16 protein-coding genes are annotated in these 17,318 nt (G+C 64.8%); 12 read left to right on the top strand and 4 right to left on the bottom strand.

Features of this window, described 5'->3' with window-relative positions; all coding sequences use genetic code 11:
• Positions 1-187: 187 nt before the first annotated feature.
• The 3 genes from LCM4577_RS11220 to erpA form a co-directional block, all read right to left on the bottom strand.
• Positions 188-481 (bottom strand): hypothetical protein, encoded by a 294-nt coding sequence (locus LCM4577_RS11220; RefSeq protein WP_071031973.1) that lies wholly within the window; start codon positions 479-481, stop codon positions 188-190.
• A 62-nt stretch (positions 482-543) separates the two neighbouring features.
• Positions 544-1,338 (bottom strand): exodeoxyribonuclease III, encoded by a 795-nt coding sequence (gene xth, locus LCM4577_RS11215; RefSeq protein WP_071071181.1) that lies wholly within the window; start codon positions 1,336-1,338, stop codon positions 544-546.
• 165 nt (positions 1,339-1,503) lie between these two features.
• Positions 1,504-1,851, bottom strand: coding sequence for an iron-sulfur cluster insertion protein ErpA (gene erpA, locus LCM4577_RS11210; protein WP_071031975.1), 348 nt, complete (start codon positions 1,849-1,851; stop codon positions 1,504-1,506).
• A 70-nt stretch (positions 1,852-1,921) separates the two neighbouring features.
• Between erpA and LCM4577_RS11205 the strand changes: the two genes are divergently transcribed.
• The 12 genes from LCM4577_RS11205 (at position 1,922) to LCM4577_RS11150 (ending at position 16,349) form a co-directional block, all read left to right on the top strand.
• On the top strand, positions 1,922-3,151 hold the full coding sequence (locus LCM4577_RS11205; RefSeq protein WP_071071178.1) for a deoxyguanosinetriphosphate triphosphohydrolase: 1,230 nt from the start codon (positions 1,922-1,924) through the stop codon (positions 3,149-3,151).
• Between the two features lie 61 nt (positions 3,152-3,212).
• Positions 3,213-4,970 carry an arginine--tRNA ligase gene (argS, locus tag LCM4577_RS11200; protein ID WP_071071176.1) on the top strand — a complete coding sequence of 586 codons (1,758 nt, stop codon included), beginning with the start codon at positions 3,213-3,215 and terminating at the stop codon, positions 4,968-4,970.
• Positions 4,971-5,073: 103 nt separating this feature from the next.
• Positions 5,074-8,562: an SPOR domain-containing protein gene (locus tag LCM4577_RS11195; RefSeq protein ID WP_071071174.1), complete on the top strand. Its 3,489-nt coding sequence runs from the start codon at positions 5,074-5,076 to the stop codon at positions 8,560-8,562.
• 134 nt (positions 8,563-8,696) lie between these two features.
• Positions 8,697-9,716 (top strand): beta-N-acetylhexosaminidase, encoded by a 1,020-nt coding sequence (nagZ, locus tag LCM4577_RS11190; RefSeq protein ID WP_071071172.1) that lies wholly within the window; start codon positions 8,697-8,699, stop codon positions 9,714-9,716.
• Positions 9,717-9,778: 62 nt separating this feature from the next.
• Positions 9,779-10,579 carry a ScpA family protein gene (locus LCM4577_RS11185; protein WP_052457727.1) on the top strand — a complete coding sequence of 267 codons (801 nt, stop codon included), beginning with the start codon at positions 9,779-9,781 and terminating at the stop codon, positions 10,577-10,579.
• Positions 10,576-11,331: an SMC-Scp complex subunit ScpB gene (gene scpB, locus LCM4577_RS11180; RefSeq protein WP_071071170.1), complete on the top strand. Its 756-nt coding sequence runs from the start codon at positions 10,576-10,578 to the stop codon at positions 11,329-11,331. Before LCM4577_RS11185 ends, scpB begins: the two co-directional genes overlap by 4 nt.
• 179 nt (positions 11,332-11,510) lie before the next feature.
• Positions 11,511-11,729, top strand: coding sequence for a twin-arginine translocase TatA/TatE family subunit (locus LCM4577_RS11175; protein WP_040981649.1), 219 nt, complete (start codon positions 11,511-11,513; stop codon positions 11,727-11,729).
• A gap of 83 nt (positions 11,730-11,812) precedes the next feature.
• Positions 11,813-12,529 carry a Sec-independent protein translocase protein TatB gene (gene tatB, locus LCM4577_RS11170; RefSeq protein ID WP_071071168.1) on the top strand — a complete coding sequence of 239 codons (717 nt, stop codon included), beginning with the start codon at positions 11,813-11,815 and terminating at the stop codon, positions 12,527-12,529.
• Positions 12,526-13,389, top strand: a complete 864-nt coding sequence (tatC, locus tag LCM4577_RS11165) for a twin-arginine translocase subunit TatC (RefSeq protein WP_071071166.1) — start codon at positions 12,526-12,528, stop codon at positions 13,387-13,389. The genes tatB and tatC overlap by 4 nt, the downstream gene beginning before the upstream one ends.
• 208 nt (positions 13,390-13,597) lie before the next feature.
• Entirely contained in the window at positions 13,598-14,902 is a 1,305-nt protein-coding gene (serS, locus tag LCM4577_RS11160; protein WP_071071164.1) for a serine--tRNA ligase, read from the top strand.
• Positions 14,903-14,906: 4 nt separating this feature from the next.
• Positions 14,907-15,665 carry a 5'/3'-nucleotidase SurE gene (surE, locus tag LCM4577_RS11155; protein ID WP_040982411.1) on the top strand — a complete coding sequence of 253 codons (759 nt, stop codon included), beginning with the start codon at positions 14,907-14,909 and terminating at the stop codon, positions 15,663-15,665.
• A 30-nt stretch (positions 15,666-15,695) separates the two neighbouring features.
• Positions 15,696-16,349: a protein-L-isoaspartate(D-aspartate) O-methyltransferase gene (locus tag LCM4577_RS11150; protein ID WP_071071162.1), complete on the top strand. Its 654-nt coding sequence runs from the start codon at positions 15,696-15,698 to the stop codon at positions 16,347-16,349.
• Between the two features lie 6 nt (positions 16,350-16,355).
• Here the strand turns inward: LCM4577_RS11150 and LCM4577_RS11145 are convergent, their stop codons facing one another.
• A complete protein-coding gene (locus LCM4577_RS11145) occupies positions 16,356-17,063 on the bottom strand; it encodes an outer membrane protein (RefSeq protein WP_071071160.1) in 708 nt (235 codons plus the stop codon).
• Positions 17,064-17,318: the final 255 nt, after the last annotated feature.

Below are 17,318 nucleotides of genomic sequence, written 5' to 3'. Positions count from 1 at the left end.
AAGCTTATTTGCCGTCGACGCTCGTCGGGCAGGCTCCCTTCCTTTCCCTCCGGAGGGGGGAAAGGTGGTGCTGCGAAGCAGCGACGGATTGGGGGAACCACGTGGCAATCAAGCCGGGGCCTGATCAGTCGCGCCAGCCACAGAAAATCTGTGCATAGCGTAGCCTCGATGGGAGATCAGCGGAGCCTCAGTTTTCGGTCGGCTCAGTCGGCGCTGGGCCGGGCGCCGGGGTCGAGATCGATGTCGGGTGCGGTTTCGGCGCGTCTCCCGGACATTCGTCCTTGATCTTCGTCCAGGACGTGTTGTTCAGAACCATGTCGCAGCGGGCGAGGTGGCTTTCGCCGGCAACAGTCAGGCACGCCGTCTGGCCGATAGTGAAGGACTTGCCGTTGGCCAAGCAGGTCGGCGCCGCCAACGAGGGCGTCGGCACGGCAAGCGCCAAAGCAAGGCCGACCGGCCGGAAAAGAAATCGGATCGCCATTCAACCCCCACAGCAATCCGCATCAAAAACCGGATTTGTGGCGATATCTGGTCCAGAACGTCTCAGGCGGGCTGCAGGCTGAGCTCGATCGCGACCGGCACGTGGTCGGAAGGCTTCTCCCAGGCGCGCACGTGCTTTTCCACCGAGGCCGACGAGAAGCGGTTGGCGGCTTCCGGCGACAGCAGCAGGTGGTCGATGCGGATGCCGTTGTTCTTTTGCCAGGCGCCGGCCTGGTAATCCCAAAAGGTGTAGACGYCGGCCGAGTCCGTCACCGAGCGCACCGCCTCGGTGAAGCCGAGATTCTTCAGCCGGCGGAAGGCCTGCCTCGTCTGCGGCTGGAACAGCGCGTCGCCCAGCCAGTTTTCGGGAAAGCGGGCGTCGGCGGGCTCCGGAATGACGTTGTAGTCGCCGGCCAGCACCAGCGCTTCCTCGAGCCGCAGCCGTTCTTCCGCCCAGCGCTCCAGCCGCGCCATCCAGGCCAATTTATAGGAAAACTTCCGCTCGTCATCGACTGGGTTGCCGTTGGGCAGATAAAGCGAAGCGACGCGCAGGGCGCCCTGGTCGGTCGAAAAGACGCCTTCGATGAAGCGGGCATGGTCGTCCGCATCGTCCCCCGGCAAACCGCGGTTGACCTCGTCGAAACGAAGCTTCGACAGGATCGCGACGCCGTTGAAGCTCTTCTGGCCGTTGGTCTCGACGTTATAGCCCAGCGCCTCGATCTCGGCGCGCGGGAACTGGTCGTCGACCGTCTTGATCTCCTGCAGGCACACGATGTCGGGCGCGCTTTCGGTCAGCCAGTGGGTGAGGTTGCCGATGCGGGCGCGAACGCCGTTGATGTTCCAGGTGACGATCTTCATGCAGGCCTCGATGCTGTTCGGACGGAAGGCGTTCGACGCAGCGGATCGTATTGCCTGCACGGCTCTTTAGAAAKGGCGTCCGGTCGCATTCCTGCCAATAGTCAGCCGACGCAGCCATGCGCTACCCGGTTCGCACCGGTCATAGGCCTGCGAAATTGCAGCCGATCAGATGGAGAAGCTGGTGCCGCAGCCGCAGGAGGCGACCGCGTTCGGGTTCCTGATCTGGAAGGACTGGCCCATCAAATCATCGACGAAGTCGATCACCGAGCCGCCCATATAGACCAGCGACAAATCATCGATCAGGATGGTCGCGCCGTCCTTCTCGATGGCGACATCATCATCATTCGCATCTGCGACGAGATCGAATTTGTAGGAAAAGCCGGAGCAGCCGCCGCCTTCGACGGAAACGCGCAGGGCGGTCTTGCCCGGTTCGCCGGCGACGATCCTGGCGATCCGCTTTGCCGCGGCGTCGGTCATTTCGACCTTCATGGCAGTCTTGGCATCAGCGCCCATCGGCGTCACCTTGCTTTCGGTTTCACATGATAGGTATGAAGCGGGCGTGGCCAAGTCAACTGGTGGATCAATGGACGAGCGGCAGGGCGAGGATGCTCTCGGCGACATCGGGTTCGGCGATCGGCCGCGCGCGGCTTACGCGAGCGACCCGGCGCGCTCGCGCGGCCGCCTGTTCGACGAGCCGGAAAGCCCGACCCGAACGCCGTTCCAGCGTGATCGCGACCGCATCATCCATTCCACCGCCTTTCGTCGGCTGAAGCACAAGACGCAGGTTTTCGTCGCGCATGAGGGCGACCACTATCGCACCCGGTTGACGCATTCGATCGAGGTGGCGCAGATCGCTCGCGCGCTGGCGCGGGCATTGCGTGGCGACGAGGACCTCGCCGAGGCTGTGGCTCTTGTGCATGATTTCGGCCACACGCCCTTCGGCCATACCGGCGAGGACGCGCTCAACGAGAAGATGGCGGCCTGGGGCGGCTTCGATCACAACGCGCAGTCGCTGCGCGTGGTGACGCGGCTCGAGCGGCGCTATGCCGAATTCGACGGGCTGAACCTCACCTGGGAAACGCTGGAAGGGCTGGTCAAGCATAACGGCCCGTTGACCGATGCGAGCGGGAAGGGGCTCAAGGGTCCGGTGCCGCAGGCGATCCGCGACTATTCCGAACTGCACGACCTGGAGCTCGACCGCTTCGCCGGCATCGAGGCGCAATGCGCCGCGATCGCCGACGACATCGCCTACAACACCCATGACATCGACGACGGCCTGCGTGCCGGCCTGCTGACGCTGGATATGTTGGGGGAAGTCGGCCTGCCTGGCTCGATCCTGAAGGGCGTGCGCGCCAGATATCCTCAGCTCGACGATGTCCGCACCGGCCACGAACTGATGCGCCGGCAGATCACGCTGATGGTCGAGGATGTCATCGCATCGACCACCGGCAATATCGAACGCCTGAAGCCGGACAGCGCCGATGCGGTGCGGGCGGCGGGCGAGACCCTGGTGACGTTCTCGACAGGCATGGCCGCGGCCGAGAAGGAATTGAAGGCTTTCCTCTACAAGCATCTTTACCGGCATCCGGAAGTGATGCGGGTGCGGGCCGACGCCGAGCGCATCGTGCGGGAACTGTTCGACGTCTATTTCGCCGATCCGCGCGCCATGCCGGATGGCTGGCGCGAAGGGCTCGACCGGGCCGAGGACCGCATCAAGGCGCGCAGCGTCGCCGACTTCCTGGCCGGCATGACCGACACCTATGCCTTGAAGGAACATCGGCGTCTGTTTGACCATACGCCCGATTTGGGCTAGGGCGAGCCTCGATTTTGCCGGCCGTTGGGCCGGTCGCCTCATAAAGCCCAGAGCACTTCCAATGAATATCTTCGCCGATTTCAACGCGCGGATCGTAAAGGCCGTCGAAGCCCTTGACCTGAAGGACAAGGAAGGGGCCGCGCTCGACCTGTCGCGCATCGCGGTCGAGCCGCCGCGCGACGCCAGTCATGGCGACCTCGCCACCAACGCGGCGATGGTGCTGGCCAAGCCCACCGGGCAGAACCCGCGCGCGCTTGCCGAGAAACTCGCCGAAGCGCTGCGGGGCGACGCCGATATCGCCTCGGCCGAGATCGCTGGGCCCGGCTTCGTCAATCTCAGGCTCAAGGACGCGTTCTGGCACGCGCATCTGTCGGCGCTGCTCGGCGAGGGACGCAATTATGGCCGCTCGACCATCGGCGGCGGCCGCAAGGCCAATGTCGAATATGTCTCGGCCAACCCGACCGGGCCCATGCATGTCGGCCATTGCCGCGGCGCCGTGGTCGGCGACACACTCGCCAATCTGATGGCCTTCGCCGGCTACGACGTGACCAAGGAATATGTCATCAACGACGCCGGTTCCCAGATCGACGTGCTCGGCCGCTCAGCCTTCCTGCGCTACCGCGAGGCGCTCGGCGACGACATCGGCGAGATCCCGTCCGGTCTCTATCCGGGCGACTATCTGGTCCCAGTCGGCCAGGCGCTGGCCAAGGAATTCGGCCGCGGCCTGCTGCAAATGCCGGAAGAGGAGGCGCTGGCGATCGTCAAGGATCGCACCGTCGACGCGATGATGGCGATGATCCGCGAGGATCTGGCGCTGCTCAACGTGCATCACGACGTGTTCTTCTCCGAGCGCACGCTGCATGCCGACAACGCCAGGAAGATCAGGGCGGCAATCGCCGACTTGACGCTCAAAGGGCATATCTACAAGGGCACGCTCCCGCCGCCCAAGGGCGAGAAGCCGGACGACTGGGAGGACCGCGAGCAGACTTTGTTCCGCTCGACCGCGGTCGGCGACGACATGGACCGGGCGCTCGTCAAGTCGGATGGTTCGTTCACCTATTTCGCCGCCGACGTCGCTTATCTCAAGGACAAGGTCGAGCGTGGCTTCGTCGATCTGATCTATGTGCTCGGCGCCGACCACGKCGGCTATGTGAAGCGGCTCGAGGCTCTGGCGCGGGCGGTTGCCGGCGATAGCGTCAAGCTGACGGTTCTRCTTTGCCAGCTTGTCAAATTGTTCCGCGACGGCGAGCCGGTCCGGATGTCGAAGCGGTCCGGCGATTTCGTCACCCTGCGCGACGTGGTGGAGGAGGTCGGCCGCGACCCGATCCGCTTCATGATGCTTTACCGCAAGAACGACGCGCCGCTCGATTTCGACTTCGCCAAGGTCACGGAGCAGTCGAAGGACAATCCGGTGTTCTATGTGCAATACGCGTCGGCGCGCTGCCATTCCGTCTTCAGGCAGGCGAGCGAGCAGCTCGGCGAGGCGAATTTCGACCGCAACCGGCTCGCGGCTTCCGTGGCCGCGCTGGCTGACGAGGGCGAAATCGCGCTGATTAGGAAGCTGGCCGAATACCCGCGGCTGATCGAGTCCGCGGCGCTTTCGCTGGAGCCGCACCGGCTTGCATTTTACCTTTACGATCTGGCCTCCGGCTTCCATGCACAGTGGAATCGCGGCCATGACAACCAGGACTTACGTTTTGTTAAGGTTAACGACCGAGAATCAACCTATGCCAGACTAGGGCTGGTGCAGGCTGTTTCGGATGTCTTGACCTCCGGCCTGACGCTGATCGGGGCAGACGCGCCCACTGAAATGCGTTAGGTTTGACTAAAAAACCTGTCACCTTTTGCCCACATTGCGCTGGTAAGGGCCAACCCTGCGCGACGTCCATGGCGTCCGACTTTGTGCGAGTTCGGGAACAATAATGGCAGACAGAACCCCGCTGAAAGTAGCCGACCACAACGACATCGCCGACGATGATCCGTTCGCGGAACTGACCCGGATCATGGGTTTCGACCCGCGCCAGCCGGTGCGGCAGCCGGCCCCCGCGGTCGAGAAGGCCATGCCGGCCAATCAGGCCGTGGAGGCTGACGATTTCGACATCGACCTCGAGAAGGAGTTGATGGGCGAGTTCGATTCCGTCGAGGAAAGCGCGCCGGTCACCCAGCAGGCGGCGCTGCATCGGATCAGCAATGAGACGGCCCTCGAGGCTGCCAGCGGTCCCGCGAATGACGACGAGCTTACCGCCTCCTTCGAGCAGGATTTCGTGTTCGACGACGCGGCGGATCATGCCGACTTCGTCGTGGCCCGCGCGCCGGAGCCGGATTTCGCGGCCGAGCCGCATGTCGCGCCGGAGCCGGACATTGCGGCGGAGGCCCATTTCGCGTCTGAGTCACAAGCGGCTCCCGAGCCGGAAGTGGCTTTCGACGATGATTTCGATAAGGCGGTCGCCAGTTCGCTGGATGTCTCGCCGCTTGATGCCTCGCCGCTTGGGGACGAGTTTCCGATCGATCAGGAAATGGCGGCTTCGCTGGACCAGGATTTCCAGCTCGACCATCACGAGTCCGCCAACCTAGACTATGAGCCGGCTGACACCCGTCAGGACGCCGTCGAAGCCGTGCAGGCTGCGAGCGAGGAGGCGTTCGACGCCGATTTCGACAATGCGGTCCAGATGTCGCTCGAAGACGAGCTGTCGTTTGAGAGCCACGAGCCGGAGCAGCACGCGCCGGCCGTCGAGCCGGTCGAAGCTCATGCCGCCGCCCCGTTGATTTCCGAGGATGATTTCGCTGGCCATTTCGACCAGGCGATGAGCGATGCCGATATCAATGCGGACCAGGATGAGGGTCTTCAGGAGCCGGCGCTGTCGCTTGACGACGAGCCCGCGCCAATGGTCGAGCCCCAAGTCGAGACGGCCCACTTTACCGCCGAGCCGGAGTTCGCCGCGCCCGAACCTACCGCCGCACTGACCCTCGAGGACGATTTCGAACTCAGCTTCCGCGATGCGCTGAACGAGGAGCCGCAAGTTCCGGTCGTCGAGCCCGTTGCCGCGCCGCAACCGGCCGTGGTTGAGCCGGCTCCCGTCGTCGCTGCTCCGGTGCCGCCGGTCGCCGCCGTTGAGCCGATGAAGCCGGCCGCCAGCGAGCGTAGCCTGGAGGACGAGCTCAATGCGCTGCTCGGCGCCATGACCGCGCGGCCGATGCCGGCGGTCATGGAGCCTGCTCCCGCGCCACGGCTGGTTGCGGAACCCGAGAGCCACGCGAGCGGGAAGGCGGCAGCCGACGATCTCGACTGGGATCTCGACGAGCACCAGCCGGCGCCGAACGGGCAGGGTGCTCAGCCGGTCGAAAGCGACCTGGACGACCTGCTTGCCAGCGAGCTCGACCGCCAGGATTTTGTGGCCCCGGCCAAGACCGAGCCTTCCAGGGCCGAACCGGACGTTGATTTCGACGACGACGCCTTCGGCGCCGCTTTCGCCCGGAGTATCGAGGCCGAGCAGGAGGCCGCCGCCCAGGCGAAGTCTCCGGCAAATTCGTCCGGCTGGCTCCATTCCGCCGAGCCGTCAAGGTCGTGGAGCCGTTCGACCCCGACCGCCGCCCCGGTGCAGGCTTCGTTCGCCGCCCAGCCGGCGTCCCCGGCGCCGGTGCAGGCAGTGCCCTCGGCTCCAGCGCAGGCAGCGCCTTCGTCGCCGGTGCAGATGGCGGCGCCTGCCTCGCCTGACTATCGCAGCGAACCGGCAGTGGATTATTCCACCTACGCCAAGCCGGCGTCTTCGTCGCAGGCTCGCCGGCATGAGGACGTGCCGGATGTGGAGACTGTCGATGTTCCGGAGCGCGTGGTTGCGCTCGCCGACGACCTCGACATTCCGGAGCTCAGCTTCGAGGAAGACCAGCCGGCGGCCCCCGCTTACGACGATCTCGATGCGGAATTCGCCAGCCTGCTCACCGATATGAACGCGACGGAGATCGCGTCGGCGCCCGTGCCAAACCGCGGCTATGACGACGAATCCTACAATGCCGGTTTCAACGGCTATGACCGTCGCGACTTGCGCGCCGAGACCCCGGCGGCTCCGCCTGCTCAGGCTTCGTTCGCCGTCGCCAACGATTACGACGCCGACGATCTGCCCGGCAGTCGGCCGGTTTCGCAGCAGGACGACTTCGCCAGCGAAGAGCTCGATTACGACCCTGAGCTCGAGGAAGCGATGGCGATCCCCGGGCTTGCCGAGCGTGAGGCGGCGCAGCCGCGCCGGCGCGGCATGATGGTGGCGGCGCTCGTCGGCGCCGTCGTGGTTCTTGGCGGTCTTGGCGCTCTGGCCTTCTCCTTCGGCGGCAAGGGCGGCAGCGAGGCTCCGGTGATCGTCAAGGCCGACAATTCGCCGATCAAGGTGAAGCCGGAAAATCCGGGCGGCACGGTTGTGCCGAACCAGGACAACAAGGTTTATGACGCGGTGACCAAGGGCGCCGGCGCGGCCAAGCCCGCCGAGCCGGTGCAGCAGAAGCTGGTGAACACCACCGAGCAGCCCGTGGACCTGGCCTCGAAGGAGCCGCCGCAGAGCCGCGTGGTCGATCTTTCGCCCAACGATAACGGCGCCGCGGCGGGTACTGATGCCGCCGACAATTCAAGCTCGGCGTTGCCCGGCGTCGAACAAGCCGCTGTGCCCGAAGGCGCGCAACCTGCCGCACCGGTAAGCGCGCAGCCGGCCGCGCCGGCGCCGAAGTCGGAAGACCGCATCGCCCAGGTGTTGCAGCAGGATGCCGAAAACACCGCCAACAACAACGATGTCGTCGCCGTCGCGCCGCGCAAGGTGAAGACCATGATGGTCAAGCCTGACGGCTCGCTGGTGCCGCGCGAGGATCCGGCCCCGGTTGCGCCGAAGGTCGCGGCGGCCGAGCCGAGCGATCCAGCGCCGCAGCATGTCGCGCAGGCCTCCGACGGCCAGCAGACGGGAACAGTGGCTTCCGACGCGGGCCAGGCCGATACGGGCCAGGCTGATGCAGCGACCATCAAGCCGGCGAAGCCTGCCAAGAAGATTGAAGCCAAGGCGCAGTCGGCCAACACCCCGGCAACGGTGCCGGTGGCGCCGGCGCGCCCGTCCGACCAGCCGGTCGATATCGTCGGCGAGGTCAAGCCGGACCAGGTCGCTTCCATCGATCCGGCGGCGGCGGCCGGCGGCGGCTCGTGGTCGATGCAGATCGCCTCGCAGCCGACGGTCGAGAGCGCGCAGTCGACCTATCAGGACCTGCAGCGCCGTTATGGCAGCGTGCTCTCCGGCCGCACCGCCAACATCGTCAAGGCCGAGGTCGCAGGCAAGGGCACCTTCTACCGTGTCCGCGTCCCGGCCCAGTCGCGCAACGATGCGATCAATCTTTGCACCAGCTACAAGGCGGCCGGCGGCAACTGCTTCGTATCGCGCTGACGGGATATTGGTCTCTCAGAGCCGGCGCCGCCGTAAGGCCGCGCCGGCTTTTCGTTGTGGACGGTTGCGGGCTTTGGCCGGTCCGAGGGCAGGGGTGATTCCCTTTGCCCGCTCAAAGCCTTAAGCTTCCGTCCATGAGCGAATCAAAATCCATGATCCTCGGCTGCGCCGGGAAAGCCCTCACCGAAGACGAAATCCGCTTCTATCGGGACGAACGCCCTTGGGGCTTCATCCTGTTTGCGCGCAACATCGGCGAGGCCGGGCAGATCCGCGACCTTGTCGCCTCGATGCGTGACTGCGTCGGCCGTCCAGGCGCCCCGGTCTTCATCGACCAGGAAGGCGGCCGGGTGCAGCGCCTGCGTCCGCCGCTGGCGCCGAACTATCCCGCGGGCGGCGCGCTCGGCGCGTTGTGGCGCGAGGACAAGCAAGCCGGCCGCCGCGCGGCCTGGCTGATGGCGCGGCTGCATGCCTTCGATCTCTCCCGCCTGGGCATAACGGCCGACTGCCTGCCGGTGCTCGACGTTCCGGTCGAAGGCGCCAGCGACGTCATCGGCGCGCGCGCCTATGGCAAGGAGCCCGACGCGGTGATCGAGCTCGGCTGCGCTTCGGCCGAGGGATTGATGTCGGGCGGCGTGCTGCCGGTGATGAAGCATATTCCCGGCCATGGCCGCGCCTTTGCCGACACGCATTTCGCGCTGCCGACCGTCGATACGCCGCTCGACGAGCTCAGTCGGCATGATTTCGCCMCGTTCAAGGCGTTGAACGAGCTGCCGATGGCGATGACCGCGCATGTCGTCTACAGCGCCGTCGACCCCGACAATCCGGCGACGACGTCCGCCAAGGTCGTCAATCAGGTGATCCGCGGCGAGATCGGCTTCGACGGGCTGTTGATGAGCGACGACACCTCGATGAAGGCACTTTCTGGGGATTTCCCGACAAAGGCGGCCTCGATCCTTGCGGCCGGCTGCGATCTCGTCCTTCACTGCAACGGCGTTTTCGAGGAGATGTCGGGGATCGCCTCGCGCACGGCGGCGCTGTCGGGCAAGTCCATGCAGCGCGCGGAGCGGGCGCTGACCTATATAAAGGATCGCGACGTCGCCGACGAAACGGCGATACGCGCGGAATTTGCCACCTATTTCGAAGCGGTGGCCTGAACCGAAGGGACGAAAGGCAAGTGGCGGAGACATTGGAAGGCAAGGCCGCGAAGGCCGCACCGATGGACCGTCTGTGGGCCGAGAACGACGATTCACGCCTGACAGGCGACCCGTCGCTGGTGGTCGACGTGGCCGGTTTCGAAGGTCCGCTCGATCTTCTCCTGCATCTTGCCCGTAACCAGAAGGTCGATCTGGCGCGCATTTCGATCCTGGCGCTTGCGGAGCAGTATCTGGCCTTCATCGAGAAGGTGCGGGCGCTGAGGCTCGAGCTTGCCGCCGATTATCTGGTGATGGCGGCATGGCTCGCCTTCCTGAAGTCGAAGCTCTTGATCCCGAAACAGCCGGGCGAGGAGGGCGAAAGCGGCGAGGAACTGGCGGCGGTGCTGCAATTCCGGCTGAAGCGGCTGGAGGCCATGCGCGACGCCGCGGCGCGGCTGGTCAACCGCAACCGTCTCGGCCGCGATGTCTTTGCGCGCGGCATGCCGGAAATGGTCATCATCGAGAAGCGCAATAGCTTTTCGGCTTCGCTCTACGATCTGCTCACTGCCTATGCGCAGCAGCGCCAGCGGCAGGCGATCAACAATGTGACGATCGCCCGGCGCGCCGTGTGGTCCCTGAAGGATGCGCGCGAGGTGCTGGCACGGCTGGTCGGCTCGGTCGGCGACTGGACGGCGCTCGACAGCTTCCTGATCGAATATCTGGCGGCGCCGGAAGAGAAACGCACGGCGATCGCCAGTTCCTTCGCGGCGACGCTCGAAATGGTGCGCGAGGGCAAATTGGAAGTGCGGCAGGAACAGGTGTTCGCGCCGATCTATCTGCGCGGCCGCGCGCAAGGGGTCAGGGCAGTCGAGGTGGTATCATGAGCGAACGCGCCAACGCTTCGGTCATCCCGTTCAAGGTCGAGGACGAACCGGACGACGATATGGCCGAACAGGGTTCCATTGAAAACCCCGCCGAGCGGCTGCAATTGTCCGAAGCCGTGCGCATGGCCGAGGCGATCATTTTCGCCAGCGCCGAGCCGGTCAGCGAAAGGCAGCTCGCCGCGCGCCTGCCCGAGGGCGTCAACATCGCCGCCGCGATGGCGGACCTGCAGGAAATCTATGCCAAGCGCGGCGTCAACCTAGTGCGGGTCGGCGACGCCTGGGCCTTCCGCACCGCGGGCGATCTGGCTTTCCTGATGAGCCGGGACTCCGTCCAGCAGAGAAAGCTGTCGCGCGCGGCGCTCGAAGTGCTGGCGATCATCGCCTACCATCAGCCGGTCACGCGGGCCGAGATCGAAGACATCCGGGGCGTCGAAACGTCGAAAGGCACGCTCGACACGCTGCTCGAAACGGAATGGGTCAGGATGCGCGGCCGCCGCCGCACGCCCGGACGGCCGGTGACCTACGGCACGACCGACGCTTTTCTCGATCATTTCGCGCTGGAGGAAATCCGCGATCTGCCCGGCATGGAGGAGTTGAAGGGCGCCGGCCTGCTTTCGACGCGCATGCCGGCCAACTTCTCGATGCCGGTGCCGCCGGCCGATCCGGACGCGCTCGCCGAGGACGAGGATGCGCTGACCGATATCGACCTCGAGGAGCTCGGGCTGCTGACGCCGCGCGTCACGGAAGAGTGACCACGAAACCGGCGCGAATGGTTTATTAGCAAGGCCTGCGCGGATTCGTAGCAAGGCGCTCACGCTGAAAGTGCGTGACATCCGCTAGCCATTTTATCAACTTCATTGCGGTTGTGTTTGAATCCCCGAGCGAAAACGCATAGATCATCGCCAGGGAAAACATTCGAGAGAGAGTAGCAATGGGTTCGTTTTCGATTTGGCACTGGATGATCGTGCTGGTCATCGTGCTTCTGGTGTTCGGCCGTGGCAAGATCCCCGAGCTGATGGGCGACATGGCCAAGGGCATCAAGAGCTTCAAGAAGGGAATGGCTGACGACGACGTTGACGACAAGCGCACCGTCGAGCACCGCGCCGACGAGACTGTTTCGCCGGCCAAGGAAAAGGTCAGCAAGAGCTGATCCCGGTTGTTGCTTTGAGCATGCCGTTGTCCCAAAACCGCTTCGCATGTGCGGGCGGCATGCACGCGTCGGATTAGATTGCCATGTTCGAAGTCGGTTGGAGCGAACTGCTGGTGATCGCGGTCGTCATGATCGTGGTCGTCGGGCCCAAGGATTTGCCCAACATGCTTCGCACTTTCGGTCGCACCGCGGCGAAATTGCGCGCCATGGCCGGCGACTTCCAGAAGCAGTTCAACGAAGCGCTGAAGGAAGCCGAGCTCGACGACGTGAAGAGCTCGATCGACAGTCTTCGCGGCCTCAATCCGATGAACGAGGTGCGCAAGCAGCTCAATCCGTTCGAGCAGGCAGCGGCCGATGTGCGCGCCGGCGTCGATACGATGATGAAGCCGAAGCCGGCCGCCGATCCGGCGGCGCCGGCAGCAGCGACGCCGCAGGCCGCCGAACCGCTCAAGAACGGCGCGACGGACATGCCCGGCCTCAACGGAACCGAGGCCGCCTCGGCCGCTCCGACCTTTCCGGCCATGACCGACGCTTCTGTTACCGCGCCGGCTTCCGAAGCACCCGCAGCGGCCAAGCCCGCGAAAAAGGCCGCGACCGCCAAGGCCAGGACGGTCGGCGCCGCGGCGAAAACGGCAACCGCGTCAAAGGCACCGGCTGCAAAAGCGCCGGCCAAAGCCGCGCCGGCTCAGGTCAAGGCCGCCGCGCCTGCCGCCAAGGCTGAGGCGAAGCCTGCCGCGGCCAAGAAGCCTGCGACCAAGAAGACAACCGACACCAAGAAGACGGCGGGAGCCGCCAAGTGAGCGTATCGGACGAGGAGCGGGAAGAAATCGAGAAATCGTCGGCGCCGCTGATCGAGCATCTCATAGAGCTGCGCCGCCGCCTTATCTGGTCGCTGGGCGGCTTCTTCGTCGCATTTCTCGTCTGCTTCTTCTTCGCCAAGCGCCTGTTCAACCTGCTGGTCATCCCGTTCAAATGGGCGACGCAATGGGCGGGGCTCGATCCACACAAGGTCGAGCTGATCTATACCGCGCCGCAGGAGTTCTTCTTCACCCAGGTGAAGCTTGCCATGTTCGGCGGCATGGTGATCGCCTTCCCGCTGATCGCCACGCAGATCTACAAGTTCATCGCGCCGGGTCTCTACAAGAACGAGCGCAGCGCCTTCCTGCCGTTCCTGATCGCTTCGCCCATCCTGTTCCTGATGGGCGCCTCGCTGGTCTATTTCTTCTTCACCCCGATGGTGATGTGGTTCTTCCTGGCCATGCAGCAGGTCGGCACCAACGACCAGGTGCAGATTTCGCTGCTGCCGAAGGTGTCGGAATATCTCAGCCTGATCATGACGCTGATCTTTTCCTTCGGCCTGGTGTTCCAGCTGCCGGTGGTGACCAGTCTTTTGACGCGCGTCGGCCTGTTGTCGTCGCAGGCGCTGGCCGAGAAGCGCAAATGGGCGATCGTGCTTTCCTTCGTGGTCGCCGCGGTGCTGACGCCGCCGGATCCGATGAGCCAGTGCGGCCTCGCCATCCCGACCATCATCCTCTACGAAGTCGCCATCTGGTCATCGCGCATGATCGAGCGCGCCCAGGCGCGCGACCGCCTGGCGCGCGAGCAGGCGGAAGCGGGGAACTCCGTCGCTAGCAACACGCCGGACGCCTCGTCCACCTAAACGGGGCTTTCCGGTCGGGAAATCGCGGCGGCGCGCTTATCCGCCGTCTTGCATCGATGGCGGATGCGGTTTACCCCCTCGGTCCTTGAAGCGCGTCGCGCTGAAACGGATTCAAGCGACGCGCTTTAAGTCTTAGCTTTGATGCATGTCGTTGTCCCAGAACCGCGGCACACTTCTGGGCGACATGCATGACTTTTGAGGATCGACCATGCTTGACATCAAATGGATTCGCGAAAACCCGAAGGCCCTTGTCGAGGCGCTGGTGAAGCGCTCGTGGTCGGCGGGCGAGGCGCAGTCCGCGGTCGACGATCTGATCGCCAAAGACGAGGCGCGGCGTTCGCATCTGAGCGAATTGCAGGTCAAGCAGGAGCGCCGCAATGCCGCCTCGAAGGAGATCGGCAATGCCATGCGTTCAGGCGATGCCGCACTTGCCGAAAAGCTCAAGGGCGAAGTCAGCGACATCAAGGCGTTCATCCAGAACGGCGAGGCGCGCGAGCGCGAGCTCGACAAGGCGCTGAACGACGCGCTGGCGGTGCTGCCCAACGTGCCGCTGGAGGACGTGCCTGTCGGCAAGGACGAGCACGACAATGTCGTCAAGCGCATCGTCGGCGACGTGCCGACGCGGCCGAACTGGGTGAAGGAGCATTTCGAGATCGGCGAAGCGCTCGGCATGATGGATTTCGAGCGCGCGGCGAAACTGTCCGGCGCGCGTTTCACCGTGCTGAAGAGCCAGCTGGCGCGCATGGAACGCGCGCTTGGCCAGTTCATGCTCGACCTGCACACCACCGAGCACGGCTATGAAGAGATCATTCCGCCGCTGATGGTGCGCGACGAGGTGCTGTTCGGCACCAACCAGCTGCCGAAGTTCGAGGAAGACCTGTTCTTCACGCCGCATGGCGATGGCCGTCTCGGCCTCATCCCGACGGCCGAGGTTCCGCTCACCAACCTCGTGCGCGAGGAGATCACCGCGCACGAAAAGCTGCCGCTGCGCTACACGGCGCTGACGCCGTGCTTCCGCTCGGAAGCGGGCTCGGCCGGGCGCGACACGCGCGGCATGCTGCGCCAGCACCAGTTCTACAAGGTCGAGCTGGTCTCGATCACCGACCAGGAAAGCTCGATCGCCGAGCATGAGCGCATGACGCAATGCGCCGAGGAGGTGCTGAAGCGGCTCGGCCTGCCGTTCCGCACGGTGACGCTCTGCACCGGCGACATGGGGTTCGGCGCGCGCAAGACCTACGACATCGAGGTCTGGCTGCCGGGACAGAACGCCTATCGCGAAATCTCGTCCTGCTCGGTCTGCGGCGATTTCCAGGCCAGGCGCATGGATGCCCGCTACAAGGACAAGGACGGCAAGGGCAACCGTTTCGTTCATACGTTGAACGGCTCGGGCACGGCGGTCGGGCGCGCTCTTATTGCCGTCATCGAGAACTACCAGAATGAGGACGGCAGCGTAACCATTCCTGAAGTGCTGCGGCCTTACATGGGTGGTCTCGCCAAGATCGAAGCGAAGTGACTCGATGCGCATTCTCCTGACCAATGACGACGGCATCCACGCCGAAGGGCTGGCGTCGCTCGAACGCATCGCGCGCACGCTGTCGGACGATGTCTGGGTGGTGGCGCCGGAGCAGGACCAGTCCGGCTATGCGCATTCGCTGTCGATCTCGGAGCCGCTCAGGCTGCGCAAGATCGGCGAGAAGCATTATGCCGTGCGCGGCACGCCGACCGACTGCGTCATCATGGGCACGAAGAAGATCCTGCCCGGACCGCCGGACCTCATCCTGTCCGGCGTCAATTCCGGCGCCAACATCGCCGACGACGTCACCTACTCCGGCACCGTGGCGGGCGCCATGGAAGGCGCGTTGCTCGGCGTGCGCTCGATCGCGGTCAGCCAGGCCTATTCCTATGTCGGCGAGGACCGCGTGGTTCCTTACGAGACGACCGAGGCGCTGGCGCCGGCGCTGCTCAAGAGACTTGTGGAAACGCCGCTGCCGGAAGGCGTGCTGCTCAACGTCAATTTTCCGAACTGCGCGCCCGACGAGGTCGAGGGCACCGTCGTCACCTCGCAGGGCAAGCTGGTTCACAGCCTCTGGGTCGACGAGCGGCGGGACGGTCGCGGCCTGCCTTACTACTGGCTGCGCTTCGGCCGCGAGCCGGTCGAAGGCAAGAAGGGCACCGACCTTTACGCGATGCGCAACCGCCTGGTGTCGGTGACGCCGCTGCAGCTCGACCTCACCGCCCATGAACTGCGCGACCAACTGACCAAGGCGCTGTCATAGATAAGGTTTTGGCATGAACACGGTTTTTGCATGAATACCGGCATCGACGACCGCGAAGGTTTCGCCGCTTTCCTGCTCAGGCTGCGGGGCAGGGGCACGGCGCCGAAGCCGCTGGTCGCCGCCTTCGAGGCGACGCCGCGGCGTGGTTTCCTGTCAGCCCAGTTCCACGCGCTCGCCTGGTCGGACGGCATGCTGCCGATCGAATGCGGCGAGGCGATCGAGGGCGCCGATCTGCAGGCCGCCGTGATCGCGGCCCTTCATGTCGAACCGGGCAACCGCGTGCTCGAGATCGGCACCGGTTCGGGCTACACGGCGGCGGTCATGTCGAGGCTTGCCGCGCGCGTCATCACCGTCGACCGCTACAAGACCCTGACCGAGCAGGCAAAGCAGCGCTTCGAGGCGCTGGCCATCAGCAACGTCATCGTCCGCCAGGCCGACGGCTCGAATGGCCTGCCTAATGAAGGGCCGTTCGACCGCATCGTCGCCTGGGCGGCCTTCGACAGCCTGCCGCGCTTCCTGCTCGACCAACTGTCGAGCGGCGGCGTCGTCATCGCGCCGATCGGCCCGGAGGAGGGCGAGCAGGTGCTGGCCAAGCTCACCAAGGTCGGCAGCCGCTTCGAGCGCGAGGACATCGGCATGGTCAGGCTGCAGCCGATCCTGCGCAGCGTCGCAATGGTGATCTAGCCGCTGTCAACCATTCCAGTGGAAGTTCAGCCGCAGGCCGACTAGGTCGACGTCCTGGCTGATGCGATCCGTGCCGAACGGGAAGGGCAGCCCGACGGTCGCGAAAGCAGTGGTCTTGTCGGGCATGAACAGGTGATCGTATTCGATCGCGAGTGACCAATTTGGGGCGAAGCCGTATTCAAGGCCCGCGCCCAGCGCGCCGCCCCACCGGGCCTGATCGCCGGTCTTGCCAGCAGGGATATCCGGAGGAAAGAGGACCTCAAAACGGTCGTGCGTCACGGCCGCGCCGCCCTTGACGTAAAAGAGTGTGTTATCGACGCTGTATCCGAGCTGGGCCGTCAGCAATCCAAACCAGTCGACACGGGAACGGTCTATAAAAGGCGGAATGAATTCGCTGACATTGGAGCCCTTCAGATCGGTCCAGTTGCCTTGCGCTTCCAGCCCGAACACCCAGTCATTGCGCTGCCAGCGATAGCCGAGCTGTGCGCCGACTGTCCCGCCGGTGGCGTTGTGACAGCCTTCGCTGAAAGACAGGCCGGCGAACTGGGCGTCCCAGCATGAGTGGCTCGATCCCCAGCCGCCATTGGCGCCGATGTAGACGCCGCTCCAGTCGTAGCTCGCGGCGACAGGCGTTTCGGTGAGATCGGCGGCGGACGCAGGCGCGACGGCGCCCAAAGCAGCGGCGAACGCCGCGGCGACGAGAAAACGTTTCATTGAAGGACCCTCCCAAGGTGCCCCGACGCTACCGGAACTCGGTCCGGAAATCCCGTGACCTTGCGGCAACAGTCCGGAATATTTGCATCCGAGCTATACTTGGACAGGAGACTGCATTGCCTGGGCCGACCGCTTCGATGCTTGGGGATTGAAGTTGTTCTCGACCCGGCAATGACACCAGGTCGGCGATCCCGAGAACCAGCTTCAGACCGGCCAGAAAACCGGCATGTCCGCGTCGCCGTCGTCCGGATTTTG

Origin of the sequence: Mesorhizobium sp. LCM 4577 (genome assembly GCF_001854795.2) — a bacterium.
GTDB lineage: Bacteria > Pseudomonadota > Alphaproteobacteria > Rhizobiales > Rhizobiaceae > Mesorhizobium > Mesorhizobium plurifarium.
This window is presented reverse-complemented; position numbering and strand designations above follow the sequence as displayed.